Here is a 14,731-nt window from a genome sequence, read left to right as displayed (position 1 = left end):
AACTGACCATGGCCTGCCTGTGTATCGGTATGACCCTGCATGGAGGAGTCACAGCAGCCTGTGCCACCTTCTTCGTATTCTCCGACTATATGAAACCCGCCATCCGCCTTGCGGCGCTGATGGAACTGCCCGTTAAGTTTATCTGGACACACGACGCCTTCCGGGTAGGTGAAGACGGCCCTACCCACGAGCCTGTGGAACAGGAAGCCCAGATACGCCTGATGGAGAAACTCCAGAACCACCACGGACATAACTCGATGCTGGTGCTCCGTCCTGCCGACGTGCAGGAAGCTACCGTAGCCTGGAAGATGGCCATGGAGAACAAGACCACCCCGACAGGCCTTATCTTCTCACGGCAGAATATCAACGACCTGCCCGCCAGGACAAGCCGATATACGGAAGCCTTACAGGCCGAAAAGGGGGCTTACATCGTGGAAGAAGACGAGAACTATGACATTATCCTGTTGGCTTCGGGTTCGGAAGTATCGACCCTTGTGGACGGAGCTAAGCTGCTGAAAGCAGAAGGAATCAAAACAAGGATCGTTAGTGTACCATCCGAAGGATTGTTCCGTGCGCAAAGTGAAGCCTACCAGCAAAGCGTACTGCCAAGAGATAAAAGGAAGTTCGGCCTTACCGCAGGCCTTCCTGTTACCCTTCAGGGTCTTGTAGGCGATACAGGTAAGATCTGGGGTATGAACTCCTTCGGATTCTCTGCCCCTTACAAGGTGTTGGATGAGAAGCTGGGCTTTACCCCTGAGAATGTATATAACCAGGTGAAACAGTTAACAGTAAACAGTTAACAAAGAATAAACAGTTGCAGGTTGTGGAATGAAGGCAGCCTGCAACTTATCATTCATCATTCATAACTCATCACTATCCCATGAGCTTATTTCCCATCCCCTCAAAATCCATCGGCCTTGCCAGCGACCATGCCGGCTACCCGATGAAAGAATATATCATCAGCCTGTTTAAGGAACAGGGCATCCCTTATACCGACTTCGGTACTTATGGTACACAGAGTGTCGATTATCCCGACTTCGGCCATCGGCTGGGGGAGGCCATCGACAGCGGAGAATGCGATAAAGGCATTGCCATTTGCGGTACGGGCAACGGTATCAATATGACTTTAAACCATCATAAGCATGTAAGAAGCGCCTTATGCTGGAACACAGAAATTGCCAAACTGGTCAGGATGCATAACGATGCCAATGTATTGACTCTGCCGGGCAGGTTTATCACAGAGAAAGAAGCATATGATATGATCGAAGTCTTCTTTAATACCGATTTTGAAGGGGGGAGGCATCAGGGAAGGATTGATAAGATTAACTGCTGAATATGAAAAGACCGGATTGTCAATAATCCGGCCTTTTCATATTTAGTATTTATAGTTAATATCTGACAGATAGTGAGATGCTTGTAGGTGTTATTTCCAGCCCTCTTTGGTCGGGATTACTTTTTTGATAGTACCATCGGTATTATAGTATAGTTTATCGACGCAGATCGAACGAAGGTTGCCTTTTCCTGAAAGTGAACTGTCATGATAGAATGCATACCATTGCCCTTTATATTCGACTATTGACCCATGGTTTGTATCGCAGTCGGTAGGGTCCATATATACACCCTGATATTTCCATGGTCCTAACGGGCTATTACTGGTTGCATACTTCTTGCGGTTGGCTCCGGGGTTATTGTCCGAATATGAGAGATAGTATGTCCCGTTATATTTGTGTACCCATGTAGCTTCATGGAAATCATCAAGACCGGTCATTTCCTGTAGTTTACCATCTAATTCTATCATGTTGTCTTTCATTTTGGCGCCTTTGCACCGGCCTCCACCACCATAGTAGAAGTAGACTTGTCCATCATCATCGGTAAAGACACAAGGGTCGATCATGGCAAAGTTATCTTCTCCTAAGTCGATATATCCCTGTACCTTGAAATCACTGGCGGGTTTCTTGCTGGTTGCGATCCCCACTTTCCATGTTTTGTTCCACTCCGTTCCGCTTGGGTGAGGAAAGTAGAAGTAATACACACCATCTTTATAGGCGCAATCCGGTGCCCACATAAAACCTCCTTCGGGCCTTCCCCAAGGCACTTGACTCGAACGTAGTATTTCGCCGTGGTCTACCCAGTTTATCATATCATCAGTAGAGAATACATGATACTGATCCATGAGGTCGCACCCTCTTGGTGGCGCTATATCGTGTGAAGCATATACATACAGGCGACCGTCGGCCCATACACGTGCTGAAGGGTCGGCTGTGTACATGTGTCTGATAAATGGGTTCTTTTGAGTATAAGCATTACCTGAAGCCAATATGAGTGCTATAAAATAGATGGATAGTATTATCTTGTTCATTATGAGGTTTTTTTGTATGTTATCGTTATTTTCAGTCTTCTTTGGTCTGTTTTACCATCTGGATTGTTCCGTCCTCATTATAGTATAGCTTATCTACGCAAATGGAACGGAGCCAGTCGTTGAACTCACCGTTTTTTAGAGATAGAGAACTATCATGGTAGAACGAATACCATTGTCCTTTGTATTCCACTATCGACCCATGATTTGTGTAGCTGTTGGTCGGCTCCATATAGATACTCTGATGTTTCCATGGACCGAGCGGACTGTTGCTGGTAGCATAGCGCATTCTGTTATCACCTTTTACTCCGTCGTTCCAGTTGTCATCGTGATTATCGGAGTATGACAAGTAATAGATGCCATTGCGTTTGTGTACCCATGCTGCTTCATGGAAATCATATAATCCTTCCATCTTTTGCAGCTTGCCGTCTACTTCCATCATATTGTCTTTCAGTTTACCTGCGAGGCAGACACCGCCTCCACCCTGATAAATATAAGCCTGTCCGTCATCGTCAATAAATACATTGGGGTCGATATGAGCTTCCATACCTTTTACATATCCTTGCACTACGAAGTCTTTTGCAGGGTATTTACTTGTGGCTACGCCTATTTTCCAGCTTTTGCCCCAATTCGATTCACTCGGATGCGGGAAGTAGAAGTAGTATGTTCCATCTTTATAGACGCAATCCGGAGCCCACATAAATCCACCCTCGGGTCTGCCCCAAGGCACCTGACTGGAACGAAGTATCTCGCCGTGGTCTACCCAGTTTACCATATCGTCGGTAGAGAATACATGGTACTGGTCCATCAGGTCGCAACCTCTCGGCGGAGCAATATCATGCGATGCATATACATACAGGCGGCCGTCGGCCCATACACGTGCCGACGGGTCGGCGGTGTACATATGTTGTATAAACGGATTTTTCTGACCGGAAACATTATTAGATAACAGTATGCACAAGAATAATCCGAATAATGGATAAATGGCTTTAGCTTTACAAAGAATAGAGTACTTTTTCATTTCTTTAATATGTTATTAAGTTGCATAATTATTCAGTCAATCGAAGATATTTTTGTTGGTATAAGTCGAACTCTTTACGGGTATTACTTTGATTCGCAGGATGGATACCAGATTCTGGTTTGCATCTTCACTCAGATAAACAGGAGGGATCTTGACACCGCCTACTCCCTGCATGGCTTCGTCTCCTCCTATATATTTTGAAGTCTTCCATTCCCCGTTTACAAAGTAGCCTTCCCTGATAGTTCCGTAACTGATACCCGGCAATGATTTTACTTTAGACCGGAATGATATATCCGCTCCGTTTCCGGCAATTAAGAACTCATCTTCGGAAAGCCTTATTACCAATCCATAACCCAGATAAGGATAATTGTAATGGATATTGATCTCATAATCTCCAAAATCGATTTTATCGGACTTATTATCCTGTTGCATGAAACCTTTCATTTTACCCGATCCATGCTCTTTAGCAATCAGGGGAATCAGGTTGTTCAATACATGATAAGCATCTTTCAGCGGATGCTTATCGTCATAGATAGCGTTGTCAATGGCAAAGGGAGAGAATCCCAAGGCGTTAAATTCGCTCAAAGTATAGAATGCTTTAGCCGGTCCACTCCACTTTTCCCCGCGCCACAGGGCGACAGCTTCAGGAACAAAGACCGGATTACCATTTCTGTTGTATTGCTTTAGTTGGGATATATAGTCTTCATTATAGTTGTCTATCGCCAGAAAGTCTATAGACGGAGCTGCACACTGGTATATATCCAGCATCCGGTGATTAGGACCTCCACTTGGATAGTTTCCCGGTACCGGATCGCCCGGATAGATGGTCCATGCGTTTACAAACATAGGAATGGCATATTCTTTTTTCCCACTGGCGGCAACCTGCTCTACGAATCTGGCATAATACCATCCCATGAACATTTCATCGGCAAGTTTCTGATTCTCATTCCCGAATAGCGAGAGCCAGTTTCCCCGGGATTTCTTCCCGTTGGCTTTCCATTGCCCGGCTATCTCGGGTAGGATTTGTTTTTCATTCTTTTGGAGATATTGAACCAGTTCGCCGGGCACCTCTTTCGTAAATAGTCCGTTCGCCTTATCAGAACGGTCACGGCTATCTCCCAGCAGACCCATTTCGTTTTCTATCTGCATCATAAGCACAGTATATTCTTTGCCGTCTATTTGCTTAATGAAGTTCATTAAAGCACCGAATACTTTGCTGTCGGCTTTTATCAGGTTCTCGCTGAAATTTGAAAGGAACGGACGGTTCTCCCCTTTGTCGTTTTCCATTCGTGGAAATCTCCCGGTATTTCTCATCACCCAATGCGGGGCATATCCAGAGGAGCCGTTTTTCCAGCTACCGAACCATAAAAAGACAAGTTTTAGATCATGCCGGCGGGCTTCTTTGATAAGACCCTCTACAATGGAAAAGTCATATTGGCCTTCTTCCGGTTCTATTTGTTCCCATGCTATGGTTGCCAGCACTGTATTCAGGTTGAGCGCTTTTAACTGGTTCCATTTTGGGGCCATACTTTCCAGGGTAGAAGCACTGGAGTTCATCAGTTCGCCGGCAAGCATTATATATGGCCTGCCATTTACGATGAGTTGGGCAATATTGTTTTCATTCCTCTTTAAATGAGGAATATCCTGTCCCCATATCAATCCGGCTGAGAATAAATATATAAATATGAAGATTATAGCTTTTCTCATTTCACTAATTGATTGTTATTGGCGTTTAGGATGAAGTCTACTATCGGTGCGGGATTTGGGAAACTATGCGGATGATGTTTGAATCCGAGTTTCATCATTACGGTAATATCACCGCCCAAGGCCTTGATCCTCCCTTCAAAAAGAAGTGTCTGGGTAGGCGAGACCGCTTCATCCTGATCGGCACAGAGTATCAGTATGGGATATTTTCCTTTTACTATTTCCTTTACCTTATCTGTAGGGCTACCTTTGAAATTGCGGATATCATCCTTCGTTTTCAGCCCGTATGCAGCCATAAAATCTCTTGTCATTTCTCCTAAATCACCTTCCCTATCGGCCAGATAGCGGCAATCGAGCAAAGGATTATCTACATATATACAGCTTATCTTGTCGGGGTTGGCTGCTGCCCAGCAGAATGAGTACATAGCTCCGCGGCTCATGCCTTCCATGACGCTCTTTTTAGATAATCCGGCTTTGGTAAGTAATTTATAGAAGTCTGACCAGATAGATAATGCTTCTTTATTACCCATAAGTTCGACCACATCACAATAGACCAGATGGAATCCTCTTTCGAGCAGGGCTATGTCTGTCTGAGGTTCGTGTGCCCAGAAGCGTGTGCGCCAAATCCATGGTTTGCCCGGTGCGGCTTCTTTGGGTTTTACCACTTTGCATTCACGCCCTCTTAATTTGAAGTCGGCACATATATGTCCTTTAAAATCGCTGATAGAATATGGCTCTTTTATATTTTTAAGTATATCAAAAGCTTTATCCCTTTTTAGTACAACTTGTTCATACAATCTTTTGGCTATTATAGCGGAGCCTTCATCTTCAGGATGTATATTGTCCGGCATGAGGTCTTTTCTATTGATAAGCAATGAATGCATATCCAATACTTCGATGTTTTCTTCATAGGCAGCCTGTTGAAGTCGTGGGATTATTGTGTTTACCAGTACCGGATCCCATATTTGAGTTGTATCCGGTTCAAATGAAACGAAAGGCAACATCAATATCACACGCGGATCGGACGGCAGGTTTTTGAAAGACCTGATCATATCGATACAATCATTTTTAATATCGTCCATGTAAACCCTGTTCTGCAATTTTGCGTCATTGCCGCCTAAATCGATGAATACAATATCAGGATTGCTGGCGAGGGCTTGTTTATATTGCTCTGTATCCCAATATGGGAAGTCACCTTTGCGTAACATTGTACGGCTTCCGAGCCCGAAATTGAGAACCTCATATTCATTGCCAAGTAAACGTCCTAATTGTGCAGGATATGAATCTTTTTTAGGGTCAGTGGTGCGGGCACCCTCTGTGATACTGGCACCTATACATGCAATTCTTTTTTGTGCATGAGTAGAAACCGTTATCAATAAACAGAATAAGAGACAGATGAATTGCTTCATTTTGTAACAGTTATTGTTTGAGTCAAATGAATATTTTTAGATGAACTTCCTACCATTATTTCAAATTCTCCAGGTTCAACTACGCGTTTCATCTCAGCATTTATCAAAGACAAATGTTCCGGGGTTAAAACCAATTTTACATCCTTGTTTTCTCCAGCTTTAAGGAATACATTGGCAAAGCCTTTAAGTAACTTCACAGGAGTGGCTACACTGCTCACTTTATCGTTAATATATAGCTGTACTACCTCTGAGCCGTCTACATTTCCTGTATTTCTCAAGTTGATAGTAACAGTGATATTATCAGTCGTTCTCGGATTTTCCGGTTGTATGCTTAATGCAGAGTAAGTGAAATTGGTATAACTAAGCCCATAACCGAATTCGTACAGAGGGTCACCGTTTCCGTCCACATACCTACGGCTGGCCGATGGCTTCTTCGAATAGTAAATAGGTAATGTGCCCTGTTCTTTGGGGAAGCTAACCGACAATTTTCCCGAAGGATTATAATCTCCCCACAATACGTCAGCAATGGCATCTCCTCCCGCTTCGCCCGGATACCATGCCTGAAGAAGAGCGTTCGAATTTGCAGCTATTTCCGTAAGTACTAGCGGGCGGCCTGTAAGCATAACGGTTATTACTGGTTTGTTGGTTTGTTTGGCAGTTTTTATAATATCTAAATCTGCCTGATGCGGGTATAGGTTTTGCCTGTCGCGGCTTTCTCCCACTTCGCTGTCGGTTTCTCCGATTACCACAATAGTGACATCGGAAGCAGCTGATGCTTGTGCAACATCTTTGAATAAAGAGGATGAAGTAATCTGTGTCATTCTCCATCTAAGGTTTACAAAAGCAATATCCTCCAACTCGGCATATTCCAATCGTATAGACACCGGCTGCCCGGCTGTCATATTTATTTTCTTGTTGATGGTTTGCTTTACTTTATCGGTACCCCAGCAGTCGATAAACAGTTCATTGTTCAGATAAACACGTGCATAATCATCCGCATTCAGGTAGAACTCATATTCGCCTGTTACAGGTGCTGTAATATAACCGTTCCAACGTACCGAAAAGTTGTCTGAATTTACTCCCGGCGCAGGGCTCAGATTGTGCCAGTATACAGACAGATTATCATTGATGGAACTATAAACAGGATTACCACTGAACTCAATATTGTTAAAGAATTCTGTATCCAGACCATTCTTATCTGTAGTTGATTTTGGCGTTAAAGCGCTGGGAGGAATATTAGAGAAACGCTCGGATATATCGCTGTTTACGAAATTGATCTTTACATCCTCTCCAAACCTTTTTTTCAGGGCCTGATACACTGTTACACCTTTTGCCCCGGCAGGAGAATAACCTCCTAACGAAGATACATTGGCTAAGTTGCCTACGAGTGCTACCGATTTTATATTTTTCTTTAGAGGGAGCACATTCTCTCTGTTTTCCAGTAATACAATTGATTTTCGGGCAGCTTCAAGAGCCAGTTTTTGATGTTCTTCGCTATGAAATACTTTCGCTATTAACGATTCATCCGTATATGGATTATCAAAAAGTCCAAGTTCGAATTTTACCCTCAATACACTTCCTACTGCCCTGTCCAGATCTTTTTCAGCTAGTCTACCATCTTTCACAGCCTGTACAACTGTATTCTGAAATACATCGTGAGGATAATCATAAAACTGCATGTCCAACCCGGCAGATAGCGCATTTATAATAGCTTCTTCTCCCGATGCAACAGTATGGTGGTCTTTATATTGTTTTGCAATCGCTCCCAGGTCGGAAACGACAAAGCCATCGAAACCCCATTCGTCACGTAATATGGTTTTCAGTAACCACGGGTCGGCAATAGCAGGAACTCCATCCCGTTCGTGATAGGCCGCCATAATCCCTTTAGCCTTAGCTTCGGTAATAGCTTTCTCGAACACATAGAGATGTGTGGAACGTGCTTCCCGTTCACCAATAAAAACGGGCGAAGTATTTACTCCCCCTTCGGGAATACCGTGTATGGCAAAGTGTTTTGGTTCGGCGACAACGGTATTATTATCTTTCAGGCTGTTTCCCTGCATTCCTTTTATCAGACTGACAGCGTAACGTGACGAGAGATAAGGGTCTTCTCCGAATGTTTCTTCGGTACGCCCCCATCTGATATCGCGAGCCAGATCGAGGTTAGGCCCCAATACGAAATGCACGCCATGTGCCCGGGCCTCTGCGGCAATAGCTTTTCCTATATTATTCACTAGTATCGTGTCCCATGTGGATGAATTGCCTATCGGGGTGGGGAATGTAGTCGCTCCCTCGCCCTGATAACCGTGTAATGCTTCTTCTATGAAGATCACCGGAATGCCTAAGCGGGAGTTTTCTATTGCGCGTTTTTGCACTGCGTTGGCTATTGCTGCTGTTTTAGGATAGAAATCATGTATAGACCCGATGCACATGGAATCGATAAAATAGGCCGCCTCCTTTTCTTTAAGTTTATCGGGACCATCCAATATATCATTCGCAGAAAGCATATCGAGTTGTGCAGCTTTTTCTTCTAATGTCATTCGGGAGAGCAGGTCGTTTACTCTGTCTTTTACAGATGCATTTGGATCTTTGTAACGTGGCGTGTCTGAACATCCTGCACAGAGGAATAACGAAAATACTGCGACACAGATGTAATTCATCTTTTTCATGGATATAATTTTAATTAAGGATATTTAGTCGATTTTTCTTAAATCAAAAGTATTTCTACTCCATTAAAATAACCTTAACAGGAACATTAAGACACGCTTAATTACGCATTAATACTACATTTTAACGTTGATTTCTTTTCCATCAAATACAATAAGGTGGTCAGCTTTGTCCGATGAAGATTCAATACTTTTTCCGGTTGGCAAAAGTGTAATTCTGAAAGTCCGTTTAGATAACATACCCGGAAATTCTCCTTGTCTTGCACCTATGGTAAGAGTCTGGTTTGTATCATCCCAGTTCATTCTGATTGTGGAATAAATGCCTTTCTCATAATTGTAATTATTGTTTTCGTCTTCGTATAAAACAAATTCGGCATCAGCACCCGGATAAATGAAAATATTGAGATCATCCCATTTCTTTTCTTCTGCATATTGCACTTTTGGCCCCCATGGAAGTATCGAACCCGCTTTGATGTATAGCGGAATAATATCGATAGGAGCGGCTTTGCTTATTTCCTGTCCTCCTTTGATTTTCTCTCCTGTCCAGAAGTCATACCAGTCGGCGCCTTTCGGCAGGTACACTTTTTGTATTTTTGCCGCGCTGAAGTCGGCGACCGTCCTGCCGTCCCGTGTACGGTTTACATACATAGAGTCGGTTACAGGTGTTACGAGGATAGATTTCCCGAACATAAACTGGTTATCGATGTCATATACCTTCGGGTCTTTTGCAAAATCCATCATTAAAGGCCGCATCATCGAACCCGAATTATCCGTAATGTCATGCCCTGTCGAATACATATACGGCATCAGGCTATAACGCATATTGATATATTTCTCCTGCACGTCGAAGGCCCAGTCCCCTTTTTTTCCGAACTGATAGATTTCCCTCGGGGTGTTTGTCCCATGCGAGCGCATCATTGGCGTGAATGTTCCGAATTGCAGCCAGCGTACATACAGTTCGTGAAAAGCGATATCTTTAATTCCTTCGGGATATGCCCTGCCTGCCCAGAAACCGCCTATATCCGTATTCCAGTAAGGAATGCCACAAAGAGAAAAGTTCAATCCTGCCGGAATCTGTTTACGCAAGGTGCTCCATCTGGAATCGATATCCCCCGACCAGGAATTTGCGCCGTAACGTTGCTGCCCGGCAAAAGCCGAACGGGTGAAAATATACACGCGCTTATCCGCAGTTGCTTTTCGCTGGTTATCGTAAACACCTCCGACAGAAACGATGGGGAAAGCATTCGAGAAATCCCTGTAAGCTCCCAGATAAGTAGCTCCGTCGAGAGTCTCCCCGTTAATATTATCTTCCGGCTCCGTAGCATCGAGCCACCATGCGTCCATGCCTAACGAAAAGAGATTTTTGTTCATATAATCCCAGTATATTTTCCGGGCTTCGGGGTTGAATGCATCATATACTCTTACCCCATTGTTGTGAGGGTAAGTATCGAAGTTCAACAATAGTTTCCTTTTCTTCAGATCTTTGTGGATATTGGTATTCGGACCGAAAGACGGCCATACCGATATAGCCACATGTGCATTCAGACCATGTATATCTTCCACCATTTGCTTGGGATTTGGGAAGGCCGGATTTCCGAATTCGACAGCGTTCCAATGCGTATTATCGGTACTCCAGTATTGCCAGTCCTGTATGATGCCGTCGAGAGGAACTCCAAGTTCGCGGTATTTCCTCACAGTGCCTACCAGTTCATCCTGAGAGGTGTAACGTTCGCGGCTTTGCCAGAATCCATATGTCCATAGCGGGAACATAGGCGCCTGTCCTGTAAGGTCGCGTATTTGTGCGATAGTGCCGTCTGCATCTTTCCCATACATAAAGTAGTAATCGATGCACTTGCCTGAGACCGATGTAAATGACATCCCATCAAAGGAGTCTTTATATTCGGTTTCTGAATAATTATCCCAGAATACAGCATATCCTTTTACCGAATGGATAATAGGAATCGCTATTTCCGTATTCGCCTGACGCAGGCGTACGCTTTTTCCCCGCTGATTCATATATCCTTGCTGGTGTTGTCCCAGTCCGTATATGGCCTCCTGCTTGTCCAGCAGGAAGGTTTGTTGAATCTCACAGGTTTTTTCCGCTTTTTGTATTGTTTCTCTGTAAAGAGAGAAGAAGAGCTTTTTTCTGCAATGAATGGACGGGTGTCCAATCCATTGAATTGTACGTCCCCTGTCGTCAGGTTGAGGGTGACAATTACTTCAGAAGATGAAAGGGTAATTACATTATTAAACCTGTCTGTTTTAAAATCAGTCTTTTCCGGTATCTTTATTACTGACAGACTTTTTTTATTAATCTTCCCGGTTTTAGGATATTTCAATACCCTGACAATCTTAGGACTATAGAATTGTAACTCAATCGTAGTCTGGCCGACTTCAGTTTTTACGCCTTGAGATGTTTGCTGATAACTTTGTGCGCTCAATCGCGTACACAAAGCTACCAACATAAGGAATATTATAAACTTGTTCATGTTCTGTTGTTATTCTGTTCCTAGATTTCCAACTATATAGGTATTCTTTGCATTATTGTTTATGCGGACTTTCCCCTTAATGGTATTTTCGCTGACAATGGCGCGCTGTACGTCTTTACTGATAGTAATCTGCGGACTGTCGTGCATAAAGTCGCATCCACGTACTACGATAGAGCCACCGTTTACCTGTATTGCACTTCTGTTTTCCTTGTTTCTGTCCCATTGTACGAAAATACAATCTGAGAAACCGACAGTTCCTTCACCGTTAATTTTGGCAATCTGATTACAAGGGCCCCAGAACGCACTGTTTACAAAACGTACATTGCCATGGTTCGCATTGGTTACTTCCACCATTGTAGGGTCATCGCCATTCAGGGCAACAAATTCGGCGTTGGTGATAAGTATTCCGTAAGCGGCACTCTGCTCCACTTTTACCGATGTGTGGCAGGCATCGGCACCTATTCCCAGGAAGTTCCCGTTACATGAGCCGGTACTGCCCTGGCTAGCCCCGAATTTGTATCCTACATTGTATCCGAAGCAGAAAGTATTTATCACATAATGCCAGTCGGTGCGCTCGAAGATAAATGCTTCGCCATGTTCGCGTTGCCAGTTGTAAAGTGTCGGTCTCATGCTCCACCACGGGTTCCAGTGTACATTTTCAATACGGCCTATGTCATAGATGGCATCTACATATATACCTCTGCGGAGCGGTTGCCCGCTGATATTGCGGATAAGGGCGCGTTCGTTATGCGATGCGTCGATAGCATTATAAGGATTGAGCATTTCCACATCGAGAAGAGCCGGATTCTTACCTTTCATAGCTACACCCCACGGATAAGCGTCGGGTATTTTATCCGGGTCTTGCGATGGCCAGTACATGACTATCCCGCGAAGCGTACTGTTTGTATTGATCGTTATAGCAGGAGTACCGTCGAGGTCTTTCCCTTTATTTCCTGTGATGAGTAGGGTGGTGCCGTCATCGCCCGGTTTGGGTAGTCCGGCGTTGCGGATACCATTATGCGATGGTACCGATTCTATCGACCCTTTTAAGGTAACAGCTTGTGGAATATTCAGCGATCCGGCGATCAGATACGTGCCATTAGGCAAATAAACTGTCCCACCTCTTTTACCGAAAGAGTTCATCGCTTTTTGAATAGCATCAGTGTCGTCTGTGATTCCGTCCGCTTTTGCTCCGAAATCCTTGGCAGAAACAACGTCAACAGACTCAGGATAGGGTTTGATATCCGTATCCTGTTGCTTTTTACTTAATCCTTGTGCCGACATGCTTGTTATACCAAGGATGAAGAGCAGTGTAAATATTATTTTTTTCATAATAAATAGAATTTATTGAACTTTATTTTTTGTGATATATATCTTCTTTCCTTTATTAATACCATTCTCATTAAATGAATCTATAGAGAAATAATACTCCGAATCGCGATTGAAGAAACGTCCTTCGAAGAAATTACCGGAATATATCATTGCCGCATTTTTTAACTGGTCCTTTTTTACTCCCCATCGAAGGATATAACCGTTTGTATCAGAGGTTCTATCCCAATTCAGCCTTATTATTCTCCTATCTCCGGAATCTCTTTCAATGCGGATATTGGGAACCCTCTCTGGTAGTTTTCCATGTCCGTTCCCAAATATCCTGAGATCATATAATGAGAAATTTCCAGGTACATCTTTTGTGTTTTTTATGCGGATATATCTCGTTTTCTGTTGATTATCCAAAACAATAAGCTCGTGTGACATATCCTTATTGTTGGAAGTTTTGTCGACGATTGTTTTCCAGTCGTCGCCATTAGCTGAACACTCTATAATATACTGATAGGAATATGTTTCGGGAGCTTTCATCGTGAAGTTATGATCTGCAAAATTTATCTGAATTGCATTTACGGTCATTGGTTTTCCCAAATCGGTTTGTAACCATTCCCCCGGTTTTCCCGAAGCGGCAGCCCACCATGTTTCTATTTTCTCATCATTGGCTTTTGCCGGCTCATATCCTGTCAGGGAAGAAGATGCCGTAATTGTTTTACCGTAGGATAATATATTCCATGACAGAGAGCAGTCGTTTTTCCCCATATCTATTTTTTTGTCGGGAATGTAGAAAGGGTAGTCGGAGAGCACAGTATGCGAATGCAACTCATCATCAGATGACATATAAGCGGGGAATAATCCTATTCTTCGTTCAAACATATGTCTTACCGAGATAGTCATGGTAGCCACATGCCAGTAATTTCCGTATTTGTCCTTGAATGTATGGCCGTGTCCTGCACCGCCGATAAATCCTCCGGGTTTGAAAGAGAACGGGCTGCTTTCTACATAAGTGTACGGACCCAGAGGATTATCGGATATGTATAACCCATCGCCATAAATGCGGTATTGAGTCCCGGGTGCAGCATATTGCAGATAGTATTTACCTTTGTATTTGATGATACAAGGGCCTTCGTTCCATCCGGTGCGGGTTTCTTCATTATTTATTCCCGGTACTTCCCATCCGTATTTATCTCCGTTATGTCTGATAAGTACAACGGCTTCACCCATTTCTTTAAACCCGTTGTCAGGGTCAACCTGAACGCCCATAATAGGATCTACATCGGAGCATCCCCAGTAAAGATAAACCTTTCCGTCATCGTCCTTGTAAAAAGCAGGATCGGTCATTCCATGACTGAACCGGCTGCCCGCATCTACCCAGTTGTCTTCATCGGGATTGGTTGTTCTGAATACTGTAGGAGCACCTGACCCCAGATAATATAACGCATCATTGTGTACTAGAACGGTAGGCGCGTAGCCCTCGATAGTTTTGATGGTTTTACACGGAATATAAGTCCATTCGCTTAAGTCAGGGGAACTCCAGTAGCCCCCCGACTTAGATGCAAATAAGTAGTACTTTCCCTTAAAGTATTCTATCACAGGATCGGCAGCTTCCCTCCGTGTCGGATCATCGAACTGGAATCGATAATTCAGATTGAGAGGGTTCGCTATAATCTGCCTGTTCTTTCCGTTAGTCTGACTTTTAGAAAAAGGACTGTAAAGAATAAATAAACCTAAAAAAAATAATATATACGGATGTATTTTATACATGC

General features: G+C 43.6%; 9 protein-coding genes and 1 pseudogene. 2 read left to right on the top strand and 8 right to left on the bottom strand.

All coding sequences use genetic code 11. The features are described 5' to 3' along the window. Together HMPREF9455_RS06790 and HMPREF9455_RS06785 are read left to right on the top strand one after the other, a co-directional pair. The coding region (locus HMPREF9455_RS06790) for a transketolase-like TK C-terminal-containing protein (RefSeq protein ID WP_044215532.1) at nt 1-800 on the top strand (800 nt) is incomplete at its 5' end. Nucleotides 801-880: 80 nt separating this feature from the next. Further along, nucleotides 881-1,333, top strand: a complete 453-nt coding sequence (locus tag HMPREF9455_RS06785; protein ID WP_006798890.1) for an RpiB/LacA/LacB family sugar-phosphate isomerase — start codon at nt 881-883, stop codon at nt 1,331-1,333. 90 nt (nt 1,334-1,423) lie between these two features. Here the strand turns inward: HMPREF9455_RS06785 and HMPREF9455_RS06780 are convergent, their stop codons facing one another. The 8 genes and pseudogenes from HMPREF9455_RS06780 to HMPREF9455_RS06745 form a co-directional block, all read right to left on the bottom strand. Next, entirely contained in the window at nt 1,424-2,359 is a 936-nt protein-coding gene (locus HMPREF9455_RS06780; RefSeq protein ID WP_006798889.1) for a family 43 glycosylhydrolase, read from the bottom strand. A gap of 31 nt (nt 2,360-2,390) precedes the next feature. Next, nucleotides 2,391-3,377, bottom strand: coding sequence for a family 43 glycosylhydrolase (locus HMPREF9455_RS06775; protein ID WP_006798888.1), 987 nt, complete (start codon nt 3,375-3,377; stop codon nt 2,391-2,393). Between the two features lie 36 nt (nt 3,378-3,413). Beyond that, nucleotides 3,414-5,084 carry a GH35 family beta-galactosidase gene (locus HMPREF9455_RS06770; protein ID WP_006798887.1) on the bottom strand — a complete coding sequence of 557 codons (1,671 nt, stop codon included), beginning with the start codon at nt 5,082-5,084 and terminating at the stop codon, nt 3,414-3,416. After that, on the bottom strand, nt 5,081-6,490 hold the full coding sequence (locus tag HMPREF9455_RS06765; RefSeq protein ID WP_006798886.1) for a GDSL-type esterase/lipase family protein: 1,410 nt from the start codon (nt 6,488-6,490) through the stop codon (nt 5,081-5,083). Before HMPREF9455_RS06765 ends, HMPREF9455_RS06770 begins: the two co-directional genes overlap by 4 nt. Further along, complete coding sequence (locus HMPREF9455_RS06760; RefSeq protein WP_006798885.1) at nt 6,487-9,156, bottom strand: beta-glucosidase; 2,670 nt, start codon at nt 9,154-9,156, stop codon at nt 6,487-6,489. Before HMPREF9455_RS06760 ends, HMPREF9455_RS06765 begins: the two co-directional genes overlap by 4 nt. A 114-nt stretch (nt 9,157-9,270) precedes the next feature. Then, nucleotides 9,271-11,642, bottom strand: a pseudogene (locus tag HMPREF9455_RS06755) (glycoside hydrolase family 31 protein). Nucleotides 11,643-11,651: 9 nt separating this feature from the next. Further along, entirely contained in the window at nt 11,652-12,974 is a 1,323-nt protein-coding gene (locus HMPREF9455_RS06750; RefSeq protein ID WP_006798882.1) for a glycosyl hydrolase family 28-related protein, read from the bottom strand. 12 nt (nt 12,975-12,986) lie between these two features. Then, a complete protein-coding gene (locus tag HMPREF9455_RS06745) occupies nt 12,987-14,729 on the bottom strand; it encodes a family 43 glycosylhydrolase (protein WP_006798881.1) in 1,743 nt (580 codons plus the stop codon). Nucleotides 14,730-14,731 lie beyond the last annotated feature (2 nt).

Source organism: Dysgonomonas gadei ATCC BAA-286 (genome assembly GCF_000213555.1).
GTDB classification, from domain to species: Bacteria; Bacteroidota; Bacteroidia; order Bacteroidales; family Dysgonomonadaceae; genus Dysgonomonas; species Dysgonomonas gadei.
This window is presented reverse-complemented; position numbering and strand designations above follow the sequence as displayed.